The organism is Desulfobacterales bacterium (assembly GCA_034520365.1).
Lineage (GTDB): Bacteria > Desulfobacterota > Desulfobacteria > Desulfobacterales > Desulfosalsimonadaceae > M55B175.
Window position 1 is genome coordinate 20,429 of record JAXHNP010000002.1, and the last position, 18,056, is coordinate 38,484.

Sequence of the window (18,056 nt, forward strand, 5' to 3'; positions counted from 1 at the left end):
TAGGGGAAAGAAAGGCTTTGTTAAAACCCCCTTTTCTGACACCTGACACCTGAAACCTGCAATATTCAAAATCCGATGCGATTTTGACCTTCAATTGATCCTCCCGGAACCACAACCTTTTTTCTTTCCTTTGATTTGTTGCATAATCGTTAATTGTCTGATAAAAATATAAAATTATTTTTTTGTTTCTTTTTAAGCGAGGTGTTTTTTCATGGCGGACCATATGGCTGCCCCGATTATCGGTATTACCATGGGCGATCCGGTGGGTATCGGTCCGGAGCTTATCTGCCAGGCGCTCACGGATTCAGAAATATATGGGTGCTGCCGGCCGTTGGTTATCGGGGATACGGGGGTTCTAAGCGCGGCGAAAGATATTCTGAAATCAGGCTCAGACATTGTGGCTGTTGAGTCTCCGAATGCCGGTATTTATGAGCCGGGGCGCATCAATGTATTAAATTTTTCCGCTCTGCGCGCGGATGACATAACATGGGGCCGGCCCACCCCGGCCACCGGCCAGGCCATGATCGACTACATTACCACCGGCATTGACCAGGCCTTATCCGGCAAAATTTCAGCTCTGGCCACCGGCCCGATAAATAAAACCGCCATGAAAATGGCCAAAAGCCGGTTTCACGGCCATACCGAACTGCTGGCCCACCGCACCGGCACTGCCAAGTACGCCATGATGATGGCCGGCACCCGCCTGCGGGTCGTTCTGGTGACCATCCATATTCCGCTTCGGCGGGTTCCCCGGGATTTGAGCCTCGAAAGGGTGTTTGAGACCATCCGAATCACCGATACTTCCCTGAAAGACAGGTTCGGCATTGAAAATCCACGGATTGCGGTCGCCGGCTTGAATCCGCATGCCGGGGAGGGCGATATGTTCGGCGATGAGGAGTCCGGCTGCATCACCCCGGCCATATCCCGCGCAGTTGACCTGGGGATACGCGCAGAAGGGCCGTTTCCGCCGGATACTTTGTTTTATCATGCGGTTGACGGCCCCTATGATGCGGTGGTGTGCATGTATCATGATCAGGGACTCATTCCGTTTAAAATGATTCATTTTTCAGACGGTGTAAACACGACCCTGGGGCTTCCCATTATTCGGACCTCGGTGGACCATGGGACCGCCTATGATATTGCCGGCAAAGGCACGGCCGATCCCGGCAGTATGAAAGCCGCCATCCGAATGGCGGCCGAGCAGGCCATCCACGGTCAGGCCGCCAAACGCGCTTCAGGGTAAACATCAATTTGTTTGACAAGATAATATTTCTCCATGCCTGATAACCCCCGGAACGGATCAATGGGCTCGGACCGCATCGTTATAAAGGGCGCCCGCCAGCACAATCTTAAAAATATTGATCTGGAACTGCCGCGCAACCGCTTTGTGGTAATCACCGGACTCTCGGGCTCCGGCAAATCGACCCTGGCGTTTGACACCCTGTATGCCGAAGGCCAGCGCCGGTATGTCGAGTCCTTATCCACCTATGCCCGCCAGTTTCTGGAACGTATGGAAAAGCCGGATGTGGACCTGATTGACGGCTTGTCCCCGGCGATTGCCATAGAACAGAAAACCGCCAGCCATAACCCCCGCTCCACGGTGGGGACAGTCACTGAAATTTACGATTATCTGAGGCTTTTGTTTGCCCGGGCAGGCATCCCCCACTGCTATCAGTGCGGCCGGCCCATTACCTTTCAGACGCTGGATCAGATCATTGACCAGGTAATGCAGCTGCCCGAAGACAGCCGGATCATGATTCTGGCGCCTTTGGTGGCTGAACAGAAAGGCAGCCATGAACGGCTTTTTGCCAGGCTCAAAAAGGACGGCTTTGCCCGGGTTAAGGTGAATGGGGAGATCAAAGAAATCGATTCGGTGTCAAAGCTTGCCAAAACCAAAAAGCATACCATTGACGTGGTGGTGGATCGGCTGGTGGTAAAGGAGAAGATGAAAAACCGGCTGGCGGATTCCGTGGAACTGGCGGTTTCACTTTCAGAGGGAATTGTGGCGGTTGATGTGGTGGACAGGGCCGGCCGTATCATCGATTCCCAGCGCTACAGCGAAAAAGCCGCCTGTATTCACTGCGGCATCAGCTATCCTGAGCTGACACCCGCCAGTTTCTCATTTAACTCCCCCCAGGGCGCATGCCCAAAATGCGGGGGGCTGGGGGCGACCACGGAACTTGATCCCAATCTTGTGGTCCCGGACCCGGAACTCTCCCTGCGGGAGGGAGCGGTTCGGCCCTGGGCCAACCGGAGTTCGGTGCAGTTCGCGGAGTTTCTGGATGCCCTGACCGCATTTTACAATGTGGATATCTATACCCCCTACAAGGCCTTGCCGGAGGATTTCAAAAATGTCCTGCTCTATGGGTCTGGGGATACGGAAATTCCGTTTTATATGTTTCGCAAAAACCGGCGGATTAATTTTACCCGGCCCTTTGAAGGGGTGATCCCCAACCTTGAGCGCCGGTATCTGGAAACCGACTCCAGTCAGGCCAGAGAGGACATCAAGCAGTACATGAACTTCCGGCCCTGCCCCGAATGCCGCGGGGCCCGGCTGAACCCGATCAGCCGGTCTGTAAAAGTGAAGGATCTTTCGATTTCAGAAATCGCCGCGTTTTCGGTGGATAAAGCCTATACGTTTTTTAATCAACTGAATTTAAGCGGCAAGCGCGGCGTGATTGCCGAGCGGATCTTAAGGGAAATCAATGATCGCCTGAGTTTTCTCATGAATGTCGGGCTTTCCTATCTGACCCTGGATCGCAATGCCACCACGCTCTCCGGCGGCGAGTCCCAGCGGATTCGGCTGGCCACCCAGATCGGGGCCAAGCTGTCCGGGGTCATGTACGTGCTGGATGAACCGAGTATCGGCCTGCATCAGCGGGATAACCACCGGCTGCTGGCCACCCTCAAACAGATGCGGGATCTGGGCAATACGGTGCTTGTGGTGGAGCATGACGAGGAAACCATTCGGGCTGCGGATTATGTCGTGGATATGGGGCCCGGCGCCGGCCGGAAAGGCGGGGAGGTGGTTTTTTCCGGTCTGCCGGATGCGCTGCCGGACTCCGAACGGTCGCTCACCGGCCAATATCTGGCGGGCAAAAAGCAGATTCAGGTGCCGTCGTCCAGGCGGCCGGCGGATGGGCCGCAGCTTTTTCTGCGCGGTGCGGCTGAAAATAACCTGAAGCATATTGATGTGGCTTTTCCCCTGGGATGTTTTGTCTGTATTACCGGGGTCTCTGGCTCCGGCAAATCAACCCTCATAATTGAGACCCTTTACCGGATACTGGCTCAGCGGTTCTATCACGCCGGGGTACCGGCGGGAAATCATACGGCGATTGAGGGCCTGGAGCATATTGATAAGGTGATCAACATTGATCAGTCCCCCATCGGCCGCACCCCGCGGTCCAATCCCGGGACCTATACCGGCCTTTTTACCTTTATCCGGGAGCTGTTTGCAAGAACCCCGGATGCCCGTATGCGGGGCTACAAGCCGGGGCGATTCAGCTTTAATGTCAAGGGCGGCCGCTGCGAGGCCTGTGCCGGCGACGGCATCATCAAGATTGAGATGCATTTTCTCCCGGATGTGTATGTGACCTGTGACGTCTGCCAGGGCCGGCGCTACAACCGGGAGACGCTGGAAATCCGGTACAAGGGCGAAAATATCGCGGAAGTCCTTGAGATGACGGTCAACCAGGCGCTGGAATTTTTCGGCAACATCGGAAACATCCGGGATAAACTGCAGACGCTGGTGGACGTGGGGCTGGGCTATATCCATCTCGGCCAGCCGGCCACCACGCTCTCCGGCGGCGAGGCCCAGCGGGTCAAACTGGCCCGGGAGCTTGCCAAACGGGAGACCGGAAAAACATTATATATCCTGGATGAGCCGACCACGGGCCTTCATATGGATGATATCAAACAGCTCCTTGCCGTATTAAACCGGCTGGTGGCCTCCGGCAATACGGTGATGGTTATTGAGCACAACCTGGATGTCATAAAATATGCGGACTATATTATCGATCTGGGGCCTGAAGGCGGCGAGGCGGGCGGCGAGGTCATTGCCTGCGGCACGCCGGAGGCGGTTGCTGAAGTGGATGCCTCCTATACCGGCCGCTTTTTGAAGAAGGTTCTGTAAATAAAAAGGCCGCTGCCGGGGTGCCCCGTCAGCGGCCGCTTTGATTACTTATGCGATCTTTGTCAAACCGGAATTAGTAGCCCAGCAGTTTGGTCACTGTGCCTGTCATCGGTGCGGCATAGATCAAAATCAGTGAGATAACCAGTGCATAAATACACAGGGACTCGATCATGGCCAGACCGATCAGCATGGTAACGGTTACCTTACCGGAAGATTCGGGGTTGCGGGCAATCCCTTCAACTGCGGAGCGAAGGCCGATACCCTGGGCAATGCCGCAGCCAAAAGCGGCGATGGCGATGCCGAACCCTGCGGCGGTAACTGCTGCGATGAAATACTGTAGTGCTTGAGCTTCCATTAAAACCTCCTTTAAGTGATTAATGAGTTATAAACCGTTCGGCTTCTTCCAAAAGCGAACCTTAATATTATCATTTACCAATCAATTCAATTAATGTGCGTGTTCCATGGCCTCTGTAAAATACATGGTGCTCAGCATATAGAAGATAAATGCCTGAATCAGCGCGACAAGGATGCCCAGGACCATAATCGGCAGCGGGGCGAAGAATGCGCCGGCCAGAAAGAAGAGGATGGTCAGCACGAGTTCATGGCCCATCAAGTTGCCGAAAAGCCGGAAAGAAAGGGAGAGCACCCGGGCGAAGTGGCCGATGATTTCAATGGGCATGATAATCGGGATCATCCACCAGATGGGGCCGGTGAAATGCTTGATATATTTGATACCGTGATATTTAACCCCGATTACATGGGTGAAGATAAAAACCACCAGCGCGCAGGACAGGGTGGTGTTTAAGTTGGCGGTGGCCGGGAAAAAGCCCGGAATCAGGCCCATGATGTTGGATATAAAAATATAGAGAAAAATCGTACCAATTAAAGGGAAAAACCAGCGGCCCTCATCCCCGGTGATATCCACCATGAACTCTTCAAGTCCGGATACCGCAAGCTCCAGAACATTCTGCATTTTATTGGGAATCAGGCTGAGGCTTTTTGTTCCGATAAGGCCAAGGATGATCAAAAGCGCCATCGTCACCCAGGAATAGATGACATGGGGATTTTCGTGGGCAAAGTGTCCAAGCCCGAACAGTTCAAATAATTTGACGAATAGTAAAAACGGATGTTCCACTTCAGATCGCCTCCTTGAATATGAGTTTCTTAACCTCGCTGATGGTGGCCAGAAAAATGCTCGCCACAACGACCGAGAGACCGACAAACAATCCCAGGGGATGGACATACCCGCCGGAAAGCAAAATAAAAATCACGATACCGCTCACGATGAACCGAATGTAGTACTTGACCAGCATCACGCTGTGAGAGGCCAGGTATGGCGGTGTCAGCGATTTCTTAAGGGTGCGGTAAAGCAGATGAAAATTGATGGTGACCAGCAGCCCGCCGGCAATAATGCCTTTGGTAAAATCAAACGGGGCGAACACCAATCCGACCAGTCCGGCAATCCCCAGTAAAATCCAGTTTCCATATAGTATAAATTTGAGTAAGCGCTGCTGTGTTGTCATCAGGCTATTTCATCTTGTTTACTTTTTTGATGGCAAGCGCAATATTATTGAATCCTGCCACAATTCCGAAACCCAGGAACAAAAACATGAGCCATGGCGCGGTGCCGAAAACCTTGTCCAGAAACAGACCGATAAACAGGCCGATAAAGACGGACAGCGCAACGGAAAAACCAAGGGCGCTGTACCAGCCCAGCTCCTTTATCATCTGCCGGGTTTCTTTTTTCATGCCCCCACTTTGAAGGCGGGTTTTGCCGCTTTATTAAAATTCAATTTGCTACCACAGCTTACCTTTGGCGTCAATATAAAACGAAAAATGGGTTTAAAATTTTGCCTCAAGCAAATCATGGGGTAATGATTAAACGCCCGCATTCTTTTTCTCCGGTGACTTCCCCGATGATCTGTGCCGCGATATTTTTTTTATTCAGGGCGTCAACCGCTGCCCGGGCTTTTTCACCGGGCACCGCAAGAATCAGGCCGCCGGAGGTCTGCGGGTCAAACAGCATATCCGTTTCAACGGCATCAATGCCGGCGGCGATGGAGACACTTTTTTCGCAGTATTTTTTGTTGGTATAGGCGCCGGCCGGAAAAAATCCCATACGGGCAAATGAAAGGGCCGTCTGGATAAACGGCACCCGGCTGATGGCAAGGGTCATCTCCTTTCCGGACGCCCGCGCCATTTCCAGGAGGTGCCCGGCCAGGCCGAAGCCGGTGATATCCGTGCAGGCACTGGGAGAGAATTCGCGTGCGGTTTCCGCCGCATCCTTGTTTAATGCGGTGGTGATATCGATCAGCTGTTGAATGGTTTCCGCATCCGCGAGTTTTCCTTTAACCGCTGTGGCCAGGATACCGGTGCCGATGGGCTTGGTGAGAATTAATCGGTCGCCGGTTTGTGCATGGCTGTTGGTCCAGATTTTTTCCGGATGGACAATGCCGGTAACAGAGAGGCCGTATTTGAATTCCGGATCATCCACGCTGTGTCCGCCCACCAGCGTGGCGCCGGATTGATGCACCACATCCAGGCCGCCGGCCAGGGTATCCCGTAACACGGTTTCCGGCAGATCATCAGCCGGAAAACAGACGATATTCATGGCCGTGATCGGCTCGCCGCCCATGGCGTATACGTCGCTCAATGCGTTGGCCGCCGCAATCCGGCCGAACTCATAGGGGGAATCGATAATCGGGGTAAAAAAATCCAGGGTTTGAATCAGCGCCGTATCCGCATTGATTTGATATACCCCGGCATCATCCGATGTTTCGGTGCCCACCAAAAGTCGGGGGTCGGTCTTAACCGGCAGCCGGCTCACAATTCTGTCCAGCAACTCCGGACCCAGCTTGGCCGCTCACCCGGAAGCCCGGGTTTTTTCGGTCAGATTGTATGTGATCTTCGGTTCATCAGCCATTATTTTTTTTCCCCAACACCCAACACCCAACACCTAATACCTAATACCTAATACCTAATACCTAATCCCCAATACTCTATCCGCCCGAAACACCGGCCCGTCAATACATACATGCCCGTATCCTTGGCCGTGTTCGGTGTCCTTTATGGCGCAGCCCAGGCATGCGCCCACCCCGCAGGCCATGATGGTTTCAATCGAGACCTCGCAGGGCCGTTCATGCTGTCTGGCGATGGATGAAACCGCATCAAGCATGGGCATGGGACCGCAGGCATAAATCATGTCCGGCTTGTTGTTTTTAAGCCAGTCAGCCAAAACCGTTGTGACCAGGCCCTTTTCGCCGAGACTGCCGTCCTCGGTGGCGATTTGCGTCTCTATGCCCATGGATTGAAAATCCGCCTCGCATAAAATATCCGCCGCAGATCGCCCCCCCAGGCAGGCCACGGAGTCTTTCAAAAGCGTCCCGGCGCTTTTAAGTTTTTCAGCCAGAAAAACCATGGGCGCAACCCCGATCCCGCCGGCCACCAAAGCGGCGCTTTGAATGTGCGGAGAGACCGTGTACCCATGGCCCAGGGGGCCCAGCAGATCGAGCGTATCGCCTTTTTTTTGCCGGGCGAGTTTTCGGGTAAAATCGCCCACTGCCTTATATAGGATTTCAATTCGTTTAACCCGGCCCTGGCTTGTATGAACCCGGTGGATGGAAAACGGCCGCCGCAGAAGCGGGGTGGATTCGCCCGGCAGGCGAAGCGTTACAAATTGGCCGGGATCTGCGGCCGCGTACTGGACGCCGCCGGTCAGTCCCATGCGGTATACGGCCTCTGCAACCGGTTCATTCCATAAGATTTTGGCTGTTTCCTGCAGCATTTTTATTTCTGCCCGCCTATTTGTCAATAATAGCGATGACCGCGGCGAATCGGCCGGTTTCCGGATTTTTCCGGTATGAATAGAACAGGTGGACATTGCATCGGGTGCATATGTTTGAAAATTCGATGTTTTCCGGTAAAACGCCGGCGCCTGTCAGCTGATCCCGGGTAATCGCCCAGAAGTTAAAATGGTTCCGATGGTCCCGATAGGGCCAGAATGTTTCCGGGATTTCGGTTTGATAATTTTTAAATTCGCTGCAGCAGGGGCCAAGCGATGGGGATACGGCCGCGCAAATATCCGCCGGCTCACATGAGAACTCGGACTGCATGCGCGCGAGCGTTTTCCCGGCAATATTTTGGATGCTTCCCCGCCACCCCGCATGAATGTTTGCCGCCACCGACCGGACCGGGTCATACAGGAGTATGGCCTGGCAGTCCGCCAGCTGAATTCCTATCGGCATGCCGGCAATATCTGTGATCAGGGCATCAGCGGTCAGTTCCAGGGGAGGGGCGCCCCCATCTGCTTGTTTGAGGGCAATCACCTCCGAACCGTGAACCTGGCTGGCAAAAACTATCGGCCAGGGGCTTTGGATACAGTCTTGTATCAGGGCGCAGTTGCGTTTAACCTTCTCTGTTTCATCATTGCTGCTCCCCCCCATATTTAAGCTGTCATAGGGGCTCTGGCTGCAGCCGCCCGCCCGGGTAAAAATGCTGTGCCGCAGCCCGGAAAATCCGGCCAGAGAATGAAACTCAAAATAAAGGATGCCATCTCTGCGGTGTGCAATCATACAAACCTACAATCCAAGGTGCTTGATCGTACTCAAGGAATTTAAAGCCGATTACGAGTACGAGAACGAGTACGAGTACGATTCATGCATTACTTAAACCCTGAACCCTAAACCCTCTACCCCCCATAAAGCGCCACAATCCGATCAATAATCTTAGAGGTGGATACATCGAATTCAAACGGTATCTGAAGAATCCGGCCGCCGTTTTTTTCCACCACGTCCGCGCCGATAATGTCGCTTTTGGACCAGTCCGCGCCTTTTACCAGAATATCAGGGATAATTGCCTTAATCAGCTGATATGGATCCGGCTCATCAAAATATATAACATAATCAACACTGGCCATCGCGGCAAGGACTTCCGCCCGCTGGTCCTGGGGGATGATCGGGCGTTTATTTCCCTTGATAGATCGAACGGACTGATCCGTGTTAAGCCCCACGATCAGGATATCCCCGGCATTTTTTGCCGTCGCAAGGTACCGGATATGGCCGGCATGCAGAATATCAAAGCACCCGTTGGTGAAAACAATCCGGAAATTCTGACGGGGCAGGGCGTTTAACCGGGCCTTGAGTGTTTTCAGGTCAAGCAGCTTAGAGCTCATAGATCGACGGGACCCTCTCGGAGAGGCAATCAAATTGTTTCCGGAATTTTTGAATTTCTGTCAGGTCAAGCCGGGCTGTTGTGGCGGACTCCGGGGATGCGCTCATGGCAATTACCTCGCCCTGGGGGGAGATTATCTGGGAATGCCCCGGGTATATCAATTTCCCCTCCTGCCCGCAACGGTTTGCCGCCACCACAAACAGCTGGTTCTCAATGGCCCGGGCCCGAAGCAGCGTGTCCCAGTGATCGATCCGCGCGGCCGGCCATTGGGCGGATACGATGACGACTTCCGCCCCTTTTAAGGCAAGCGTGCGGCAGATTTCCGGGAACCTGAGATCATAACAGATCATCAGCCCAAACCGCCGGCCGCCGGTTTCGCAGACCACAGCGGAGGTGCCCGCTTCAAGGTTTTTATCCTCGCCGATCATGGAAAACAGATGCGCCTTTCTGTATTTACCGGCAATATCGCCGTCTTTGCCGATTACATAAAGGGTGTTGTAAATGGCCCCGGCATCCGCTTCAGGCAGTGAGCCGGCAATTGCGAGGGATTTGGCTCTCGCCGCTTTGGACAGGAGTTCAATAATTTCCGGTGTTTTTCGGACGTGTTCGGAGAGCGCCGGATAATCGAAGCTGCTTGAAAACATTTCCGGCAGCACCGCCAGGTCTGCGCCCTGATCGCTCAGCCGGGAAATGCCTGCCAGGGCGCGGCGGACGTTGGCATCCACTTGGCCCCGCATGATGTCAAACTGATAGATGCCGGCAGTCAGAATCCCCATTTGGCCTTTTTCCTTTCCGGGTGAATTGAAACGCGCGGTTTAGGTCCTGATTTCTCATTTCATGACGCGCGGGCCAGTGTCAATACATTTACACAGTCCGCACCGCCGTATTTCAGGGTGCGGGCGCATTCGTTCACCGTCGCCCCGGTGGTGCAGACGTCATCAATCAAAAGCAGGTTTTTCCCCTGGATCCGTTTTTTTCCGGCCAGTGAAAACGCCTGCCGGATATTTTCCTTTCGCGCCTGCCGGCTTAATCCGGTCTGGGTGGGGGTTTTTCTCGTTCGCCGCAGAATTTTGCCGTCAGGGACGAGCGCCGGCAGCCAATCCCCGTGCCGGCGGAAAAAATCCGGCCATTGGGCCAAAAGCAGGGCCGCCTGGTTAAACCCCCGATTTTTTAATTTGCCGGCATGCAGGGGGACCGGAATAACCATATCCGGCATTCCGATTTCCGGATAGCAAATCAGGGCATGAAACAACAATCGGCCAAGGGGCCGGGACAACTGGGTTTTCTGATTGTATTTCAGGGCATGAACGGTGCTCATCAGGGCGCCGTCGTACGCCCCGGCCGACCGGATATGATCGAAATATATTTTCTGGGTGAGGCACTCGCTGCAAATATGATCCGGACCCACCCGGCTTTTAAACATTACCCCGCATATGGGGCACTTGGGCGATTCAATGGGGAAAAATGCCGGGCGGCAGTCAGGGCACAACCAAGGGGCCATGATGGCTTCAAAAACCGCCGGCGACAGGGACCGGTCAAGAGCGGGCGGGGGGCTCTCATAAGATTTTAGGTGAAACAACCGCCCGCAGGCCAGGCACTTGTTTGGAAAAAGCGCCTCCCTGAAGGCGGCTGCCACCTGCGCAAAGGCTTTATTCCGCGATATTGATCTTGCAGTCTGCAATCGCATCGCCAAACGCGGAGCAGGTCATTTCCGCGGCATCCTCAATCTGCCGGGCCAGATCATAGGTCACTTGTCTGGAGCGGATGGTTTCCTGCAGGTTTTGCCGGATGAGGGCGGCCGCTTTTTTCCATCCCATATGATCAAGCATCATCGCAGCGGAGAGGATCAGAGAGCTGGGGTTTACCTTGTCCAGTCTCGCATATTTGGGTGCCGTGCCATGGGTGGCTTCAAATACCGCGCATTTGTCTCCGATATTCGCCCCGGGCGCCATGCCTAAGCCGCCGACCTGGGCGGCCAGGGCATCGGAGATATAGTCGCCGTTTAGGTTGGGTGTGGCAATAACGCCGAATTCTTCCGGCCGGAGCAGGACCTGCTGAAACAGCATATCCGCGATCCGGTCTTTAATGATGACTTTATCCGACACCGGCCGGCCGTCATAGTCGCTGTAAAATTCCGCCTCAGTGATGGTTTGGTCGGCAAAGCGTTCAGCCGCCACCTCATAGCCCCAGCTGCAGAAAGCACCCTCCGTATATTTCATGATATTGCCTTTGTGCATCAGGGTGACCGAGGGGTATCCCTCCTCAATGGCATATTCGATGGCTTTGGCCACTAAGCGCTTGGTGTTTTTCTCACTGATCGGCTTGATCCCGATACCCGGGTTTTCCGGCAGTTTCGCGCCCATCTTGTCGGATAAAAAGGCCGCCACCGCCCGGGCGTCATCGCTTCCGGCCGCCCATTCAATGCCGGCGTAAAGATCCTCGGTGTTTTCCCGGAAAACCACCATATTGATTCTTTCCGGGTGTTTCATGGGGCTTGGCACGGAATCGAGATATTTGACCGGGCGCACACAGGCGTAAAGATCGAGTTCCTGGCGGATGGAGACATTCAGGCTTCGAATGCCTTTTCCCACCGGCGTGGTGAGCGGCCCCTTAATGGCCACTACATGGTTGCGGATGGTATCCAGGGCTTCTTTGGAAAGATACTCACCGGTCTGCTGAAAGCCCTTCTCGCCAACCGGCAGTTCTTTCCAGCTAATCTGTTTCTCGCCGTTATACGCGGTCTTTACCGCTGCTTCAATGACAATCCGGGTGGCGCGCCAGATGTCCGGTCCGGTGCCGTCCCCCTCGATAAAGGGGATGATCACATGGTCCGGGACATTCAGGGTCCCGTCCGGGTTTATTTTGATTTTTGCCGCCTGTTCCATATGAATTTATGTCCTTTCAGTGTTTTTCCTAATACCTGACGGCTTCGCAAAAAGTCCAATATCTTTGTTGCGCTGCATCCCTCGGAATTTCACGTACGAGCAAGTACGCTGCATTCCTCGGGATTTGCGCGCCGCGATCTTGAACTTTTTTCTTTGCCGTCCCAGAATCGACTTTTTATGAGTCTATCAATACCTAATACCTAAAAATTCTGCTGCCGAAAAGCCTCATAAAGCACGACACCGCCGGCCACCGAGGCATTTAAAGAGTTTATTGCCCCTTTCATGGGAATATGCGCAAGAAAATCACATTCGCGGCTGACCAGCGGCCGTATGCCGCCGCCTTCGCCGCCGATGACGATCCCCACCATGCCGGTGAAATCGGTGTCGTAAAGTGATTGATAACCGGCTGCATCCAATCCGATAATCCATCCGCCGATTTTTTTCAAGTCTTTCATGGCGTTTACCAGGTTGACCACCTGGGCGAACCGGATGTGCTCAAGCGCACCGGCCGAGGATTTGGATACCGCCGGTGTGGGCCCGGCGGATCGGTCCCTGGGAATTACCACCCCTTTTACGCCCACGCACAAGGCGGTGCGGATCAGGGCGCCCAGGTTCTGGGGATCCATAATACTGTCAAGCAGAAGAAAAATCGCCGGATCAGACGGCGCCATCAGCATTTCAGCCCAGTCCGTGGCGGGAAACGGACTGGTGCGGGCGGCAATCCCCTGGTGCATGTCAGTATGGCTCAGACCTTCCAGCTCATCCCGGGAGCTCGGGCGGATCGGGAGGTTGAGGGATCTGCCCTGCCGAACGATTTCTTCAATCCGGGCGCCCGGCTTATCCTTTATCACAAATATTTCTTCGAACCTTCGGCGGCCGGCTGAAAGCGCCTCTGCCACCGGGTGGATGCCGTATAATATGTCGTGTCCGCGGGGGGGCAAAACAGATTTTCCTTCTAAGTAACCTCACGGTTTAAGGTATAGGGTATAAGGTCAATGAAACCAACCCTTTATAATTATACATAATTTAAGGTTCACGGTTCACAGTTCATGGTTCAACGGTTATACAAACTCAGTGCATAAGTGTCTCAGGGCCTTTGGTTTTGGCTTTGGAAAAGGCCTATAAAAAAAGGCGATTTCCTTTAAGTCCCCCTTTGCCAAAGGGGGATTTAGGGGGATTTTACATCGTATCTGCGGCAAAGCTTGAAAATCGCTCAACTTAGGTTCATGCACCATCCCGTCTCAGGACCGGGGCGGATAGCGCGAAATAATATCGCAAAACGCGGCCACTGCTTTATCCAGCTGGTCGTTGACAATGACGTGCTGATAGAGATCTTTTTGGGCGATTTCCGCTTTTGCCGCATTCAGGCGTTTTTTGATGGTTTCCGGATCATCTCCCCCCCGCTTTTCAAGCCGCTCGCGAAGCACTTCAAGGGCAGGGGGCATGATAAATATCGTCACACTGTCGGGAAACTGTTTTAGAATCTGCCGCGCGCCCTGGACATCAATATCCAGCAGCACCCGTCGGCCGGAAGAGAGCTGCTGGCTCAAAAACGAAGCGGATGTGCCGTAATAGTGCCCATGCACATTGGCCCATTCCGCCCAATCGCCCTGCTGGATGCGTTTTTCAAACTCGGCCTTTGAGATAAAGAAATAATCCACGCCGTGTTTTTCACTGGTTCGCGGGGCACGGGTGGTAAAGGATATCGAGTAGATTAGGTCCGAAAACTGTTCGCGCGCGGCCTGACAAAGCGTTGATTTGCCGGCCCCTGAGGGCGCTGAAACGATAAACAGGCGCCCTTTATGGGATTGTTCCCGGCTTTTAGCCTTGCGGTTTTCCGCCATTTTTTTTCTTTTCATTCAACACCGAGAGCCGCTGGGCGATGGTGTCCGTCTGAGTTGCGGATAAAAAGACATGATTGTTTTTCATCAGAATGATCGAGCGGGTGCGGCGGCCAAAAGTTCCATCAATCAGCCGGCCTTCCTCTTTGGCCTCCTCTTTCAGCCGTTTCATCGGCGCTGAATTGGGTGATACAATGGCAAGGACCTGATCGGCAATCACATAACTTCCAAAACCGATGTTCAGCAATTCGTAGGACATGTTTGATACTCCTGTATCACTCAATGTTTTGCACCTGTTCGCGGATTTTTTCCAGTTCGGTTTTTGCGGCCACAATGGTATGAGAAATTTCCGCATGGCCGGCTTTACTGCCCATGGTGTTAAATTCCCGGTTAAATTCCTGAAGCAGAAAATTAAGTGACCGGCCGGCGGGTTCCAGGCCGGTCATGAGTTGTTCGAATTGATCCAGATGGCTTTTGGCGCGGACGATTTCTTCCGAAATGTCGCTTTTGTCCGCAAGAAATGCGGCCTCCTGGGCGATCCGGGCGTTATCCACATCGATCATGCCATGGGTCAGGGTGTTGATCCGTTCCTTTAAGCGTTCCTGATAGACTTCCAGAAGTCCCGAAGACCGGCTTTCAATTTTCTGGATCATACCGTTTATGGTTTGCAGCCGTTTCTCAAGATCTGCGGCAATATTTTTGCCCTCCGCGGTTTTCATGTCCATGAATTCGGCAAGGACCCGCTCCAGGGCCTCTGATACGGCCGCCCAGATGGTCTCGGCCTCAACTTCCGTCTTTGCGGGTTCGATGACGCCGGATTTGGCGGCAAGCAGGCTTAACGGGACAGGTTCCTCAAGATGTAAATGTTCCTTTAGCGTTTTTAGGGCGGCATAATAGCCTTCGGCCATGGATTTGTTCACTTCAAAGGCTTCGGGCGCCTCTGAAACCGACTGGATGGAAAGCTTGATTTCAATACGTCCCCGGCTGATTTTTTCCGAAACCGCCAGCCGGATTTTTTCTTCCAGAAACTGGTAGTTGGGGGGAATCCGGAAGGTAAAATCCAGGTACCGGCTGTTGTAGCCGCGGATTTCCATTGTCACACGGGTTTGATCAATGGTCAGCTCCGTGTCAGCATAGGCGGTCATGCTTCGAATCATAGGCGTCCGTCCGCTTTCAAATCTTTAAGGTATTTGCTGCGCGCCCGGGTTAAAAACTCACGCATCCGGGCTTCCGTATAATCCGGATAGGTCCAGGGCAGGGGTTGAAATCTGCCGTTCTGATAAATGAGCGTCAGATCCGCATATATATTTTTACCGAGATAGATGCGATGGGTATAGTTTTTACCCGTTGCCAGGACAAACCGCTCAGCCAGCAGATAGCCGGGATCAATGTTTATTTGCCGCTTGCCGGCTGCCGTGTAGTCCGTTTCGATGGCATTGGTGTAGAGCTTGATATCCGGCAGATCGGCCTGGTTAATGTGCGGGCCGAATGCGGTCATCCGCCGGCAAAGACCGGCGCCCATTTCCGGTTCATAGTAGTCGGTCCAGTTGAATGAAAACCTGCGGCTGATGATATCAATCGGCCCGAATTTATCCTGAAGCCGCTCAAATACCGGCTGAACCAGGCGGGTATGGTTTGTAAACAGGCCGATAATCAGCTTGGCGGACTTTGGCGGCACGGGCCGGCTCATCAGATACGTCCCGGCTTTATTCGTCCAAGGGTTGGGCCTCGTCGATTAACATCACCGGAATATCATCCCGGATTTCATACATGAGCTTGCAGTGGTCGCATATCAAGCCGTCCCGGGATTCATTCAGATGGATGGGCCCCTTGCATTTGGGGCACACGAGGATATCCAGCAGTTCCTGGCTCACAGCCATTTTTAAGCCTCCTTTGGCGCGAAATAATAAAAAAAACTACATAGCAGAGGGCAGGCCGGTTTGCAATGATCATTCACGGAGATCCACGATGAATTTGTTCTGGCGAACAACCCTATAGCCATGGGGTTGTTCGCATGTAAGGTCGGCACGGTGGCCGACCCTACAAAATGTCGGCATTGTCGCGTAGGGCGGGCCACCGTGCCCGCCTGAAAAATAGATAGAACAAATTTAACGTGAGCGGAGATCCCTAACGATTGCCAAAACCTAAAAGAAAATGAAAAGATGGGGTGGTACGCCCGGCAGGATTCGAACCTGCGATCTTCAGCTCCGGAGGCTGACGCCCTATCCACTGGGCCACGGGCGCGCTTGGGTATCACCTAAATTGAGCGATTTTCAATTTAGGTATCAATTACATGAACCGATGGGCCGTCGTCAAGCATGATTTTAGAAAAATCATGCGCTCAATTGCATCTCATCAAGCGCCGCACTCGCCTCGCCCACCACATAGAGCGAGCCGGCAATACAGATCAGATCGTCTGCTTCGGTTATACGGTAAGCATGCGCCACCGCTTCCGCAACATCCGAAATTACATCAAAGTCCGGTATCAGGTCCCGCCCGATCTGCGCAAGGGTTTCAGCCGGAAGACTGCGATCGATTCCGGGGCGGGTGAATACGGCCCGGTGGCATTGCGGCAGAATGGACTGCAGCATGGATCTATAGGGCTTGTCATCCAGGATGCCGATGACCAGAGTGATTTTGCGATCCGCCATCTGCTTTTTTAAGAATCTGGCCAAATGCCGGGCGGCCATAAGATTATGGGCCCCGTCAATAAGGATCCGGGGCCGGGTATAACGCATTTCTAAACGCCCCGGCCAATGATTGGTCTTCAGACCGGTCTGAATGGCGGAAAAATCAATGGCATGTTTACAGTTTAGAATTTCACAGGCGGCCAGCACAATGGCGGCATTGTCGATCTGGTGGTTTCCGGTCAGACGGGTCTGCATATTCGGCCAGACATGCTCAATACCGTAATAGGTAAATGTCCCGGTCCCGGGGGTTCGCCGCACCCGAAAGTGTTCGCCTATCCGATAGAATGGGGCATCGCAGGCCGCGGCCGTCTGCCGGATAACCTCAACAGCCGCCTTCTGTCTGGCGCCGGTGATGACCGGCGTGTGCGGCTTAATAATGCCGGCCTTTTCCCCGGCAATGGCGGCAATGCTGTGGCCGAGATAGTCGCGGTGTTCCATGGAGATATTGGATATAATAGAAATTTCCGGTTGAAGAATGTTGGTCGCATCCAGGCGCCCGCCCATACCGGTTTCAACCACCGCCCAATCCACATTTTCCGCAGCAAAAGCGTAAAGCGCCATGGCCGTGGTATACTCGAAAAAGGTAGCTTCCCTGTCGCCGTGATGGGCTTTTTTAGCGGCTTCATAGGCATCCACTACCCCCTGATTTGGGATTTCCTCATTATTGATACGGATGCGTTCGTTAAACCTTACCAGGTGAGGCGAAGTGTAGAGTCCCACCCGGTAGCCGGCATGAAATAGAATGTTGGCCATTGCCGAAGCAATAGATCCCTTGCCGTTTGTGCCGGCGATGTGGATGGTTAAAAACTGATGCTGGGGATTGCCCAGATTTTCCAACATGCCGCGGATAATATCCAGCCCCAGGATAATGCCAAAGCGCCTGAGGCCATACATTTCAGTCAGGCATTGCTGATAGCGATTCTGGTCCATTCTTTAACAGCCATTTGATTATCGATGATACGTCCGAGCAGACAGGCACATAAAAAACCCGGTCAGCGGTAATCCGGCTGACCGGGCTAAACGAGCTTGAAATCGTTCAAAAACTAAGAGCGCTTTGTCTTGCGGTACCGCTGGTAGCGTTTCTGCCGTTTGGCTTCGGCAATCCGCTGACGCCGAAGCGCTTCCCTGCGTTTACGCCGTCGGTACTCGGTCGGTTTCTCATAGTTCTTCTTCATTTTGAGTCGTTTGAACAATCCGTCGTTTTGAATTTTTTTCTTCAAAACGCGAAGTGCCCGTTCGACATCATTGTCGTCGACGCGAACCGAGATTTCTTTCAAAAATTTCGCCCCCTTTACAGTATATTTACTTCAAAACTCAAAATTAAAACATATATACAAAA

The 18,056-nt window shown here is 53.3% G+C and carries 21 protein-coding genes and 1 tRNA gene; 2 read left to right on the plus strand and 20 right to left on the minus strand.

The window, feature by feature from the left end:
• Positions 1 to 223 precede the first annotated feature (223 nt).
• Together pdxA and uvrA are read left to right on the plus strand one after the other, a co-directional pair.
• Positions 224 to 1,243, plus strand: a complete 1,020-nt coding sequence (gene pdxA / locus U5L07_00325; GenBank protein MDZ7830175.1) for a 4-hydroxythreonine-4-phosphate dehydrogenase PdxA — start codon at positions 224 to 226, stop codon at positions 1,241 to 1,243.
• Positions 1,244 to 1,303: 60 nt separating this feature from the next.
• On the plus strand, positions 1,304 to 4,132 hold the full coding sequence (gene uvrA / locus U5L07_00330) for an excinuclease ABC subunit UvrA (GenBank protein ID MDZ7830176.1): 2,829 nt from the start codon (positions 1,304 to 1,306) through the stop codon (positions 4,130 to 4,132).
• A 73-nt stretch (positions 4,133 to 4,205) separates the two neighbouring features.
• Here the strand turns inward: uvrA and atpE are convergent, their stop codons facing one another.
• The 20 genes from atpE to rpsU form a co-directional block, all read right to left on the minus strand.
• Complete coding sequence (atpE, locus tag U5L07_00335; protein ID MDZ7830177.1) at positions 4,206 to 4,487, minus strand: ATP synthase F0 subunit C; 282 nt, start codon at positions 4,485 to 4,487, stop codon at positions 4,206 to 4,208.
• 90 nt (positions 4,488 to 4,577) lie between these two features.
• Positions 4,578 to 5,267, minus strand: coding sequence for a F0F1 ATP synthase subunit A (gene atpB, locus U5L07_00340; GenBank protein MDZ7830178.1), 690 nt, complete (start codon positions 5,265 to 5,267; stop codon positions 4,578 to 4,580).
• A gap of 1 nt (position 5,268) precedes the next feature.
• Positions 5,269 to 5,655, minus strand: a complete 387-nt coding sequence (locus tag U5L07_00345; GenBank protein MDZ7830179.1) for an ATP synthase subunit I — start codon at positions 5,653 to 5,655, stop codon at positions 5,269 to 5,271.
• A 4-nt stretch (positions 5,656 to 5,659) separates the two neighbouring features.
• Positions 5,660 to 5,881, minus strand: a complete 222-nt coding sequence (locus tag U5L07_00350; GenBank protein ID MDZ7830180.1) for an AtpZ/AtpI family protein — start codon at positions 5,879 to 5,881, stop codon at positions 5,660 to 5,662.
• Between the two features lie 115 nt (positions 5,882 to 5,996).
• Complete coding sequence (selD, locus tag U5L07_00355) at positions 5,997 to 7,055, minus strand: selenide, water dikinase SelD (protein ID MDZ7830181.1); 1,059 nt, start codon at positions 7,053 to 7,055, stop codon at positions 5,997 to 5,999.
• Between the two features lie 54 nt (positions 7,056 to 7,109).
• The gene (locus U5L07_00360; protein ID MDZ7830182.1) at positions 7,110 to 7,916 is read right to left on the minus strand and encodes a dihydroorotate dehydrogenase electron transfer subunit; all 807 of its coding nucleotides are present in this window, start codon (positions 7,914 to 7,916) and stop codon (positions 7,110 to 7,112) included.
• A gap of 16 nt (positions 7,917 to 7,932) precedes the next feature.
• Positions 7,933 to 8,703, minus strand: a complete 771-nt coding sequence (gene pgeF, locus U5L07_00365) for a peptidoglycan editing factor PgeF (GenBank protein MDZ7830183.1) — start codon at positions 8,701 to 8,703, stop codon at positions 7,933 to 7,935.
• Between the two features lie 116 nt (positions 8,704 to 8,819).
• Positions 8,820 to 9,302 (minus strand): D-glycero-beta-D-manno-heptose 1-phosphate adenylyltransferase, encoded by a 483-nt coding sequence (rfaE2, locus tag U5L07_00370; GenBank protein MDZ7830184.1) that lies wholly within the window; start codon positions 9,300 to 9,302, stop codon positions 8,820 to 8,822.
• Positions 9,292 to 10,077, minus strand: a complete 786-nt coding sequence (locus U5L07_00375; protein ID MDZ7830185.1) for a carbon-nitrogen family hydrolase — start codon at positions 10,075 to 10,077, stop codon at positions 9,292 to 9,294. The genes rfaE2 and U5L07_00375 overlap by 11 nt, the downstream gene beginning before the upstream one ends.
• Positions 10,078 to 10,136: 59 nt before the next feature.
• Positions 10,137 to 10,982 carry a ComF family protein gene (locus U5L07_00380; GenBank protein MDZ7830186.1) on the minus strand — a complete coding sequence of 282 codons (846 nt, stop codon included), beginning with the start codon at positions 10,980 to 10,982 and terminating at the stop codon, positions 10,137 to 10,139.
• Positions 10,951 to 12,186 (minus strand): NADP-dependent isocitrate dehydrogenase, encoded by a 1,236-nt coding sequence (icd, locus tag U5L07_00385; protein ID MDZ7830187.1) that lies wholly within the window; start codon positions 12,184 to 12,186, stop codon positions 10,951 to 10,953. The genes U5L07_00380 and icd overlap by 32 nt, the downstream gene beginning before the upstream one ends.
• A 200-nt stretch (positions 12,187 to 12,386) precedes the next feature.
• A complete protein-coding gene (gene rlmB, locus U5L07_00390; protein ID MDZ7830188.1) occupies positions 12,387 to 13,127 on the minus strand; it encodes a 23S rRNA (guanosine(2251)-2'-O)-methyltransferase RlmB in 741 nt (246 codons plus the stop codon).
• 300 nt (positions 13,128 to 13,427) lie between these two features.
• A complete protein-coding gene (gene gmk / locus U5L07_00395) occupies positions 13,428 to 14,045 on the minus strand; it encodes a guanylate kinase (protein ID MDZ7830189.1) in 618 nt (205 codons plus the stop codon).
• Positions 14,008 to 14,286, minus strand: coding sequence for a DUF370 domain-containing protein (locus U5L07_00400; GenBank protein ID MDZ7830190.1), 279 nt, complete (start codon positions 14,284 to 14,286; stop codon positions 14,008 to 14,010). The genes gmk and U5L07_00400 overlap by 38 nt, the downstream gene beginning before the upstream one ends.
• A 16-nt stretch (positions 14,287 to 14,302) precedes the next feature.
• Complete coding sequence (locus U5L07_00405) at positions 14,303 to 15,184, minus strand: YicC/YloC family endoribonuclease (GenBank protein ID MDZ7830191.1); 882 nt, start codon at positions 15,182 to 15,184, stop codon at positions 14,303 to 14,305.
• The gene (locus U5L07_00410) at positions 15,181 to 15,717 is read right to left on the minus strand and encodes a DUF4416 family protein (GenBank protein MDZ7830192.1); all 537 of its coding nucleotides are present in this window, start codon (positions 15,715 to 15,717) and stop codon (positions 15,181 to 15,183) included. Before U5L07_00410 ends, U5L07_00405 begins: the two co-directional genes overlap by 4 nt.
• 16 nt (positions 15,718 to 15,733) lie before the next feature.
• Positions 15,734 to 15,907 (minus strand): Trm112 family protein, encoded by a 174-nt coding sequence (locus U5L07_00415; GenBank protein MDZ7830193.1) that lies wholly within the window; start codon positions 15,905 to 15,907, stop codon positions 15,734 to 15,736.
• 288 nt (positions 15,908 to 16,195) lie between these two features.
• Positions 16,196 to 16,271 (minus strand) — tRNA-Arg (locus tag U5L07_00420).
• 89 nt (positions 16,272 to 16,360) lie between these two features.
• Complete coding sequence (locus U5L07_00425) at positions 16,361 to 17,647, minus strand: folylpolyglutamate synthase/dihydrofolate synthase family protein (GenBank protein MDZ7830194.1); 1,287 nt, start codon at positions 17,645 to 17,647, stop codon at positions 16,361 to 16,363.
• A gap of 113 nt (positions 17,648 to 17,760) precedes the next feature.
• A complete protein-coding gene (gene rpsU / locus U5L07_00430; protein MDZ7830195.1) occupies positions 17,761 to 17,994 on the minus strand; it encodes a 30S ribosomal protein S21 in 234 nt (77 codons plus the stop codon).
• Between the last annotated feature and the right edge of the window lie 62 nt (positions 17,995 to 18,056).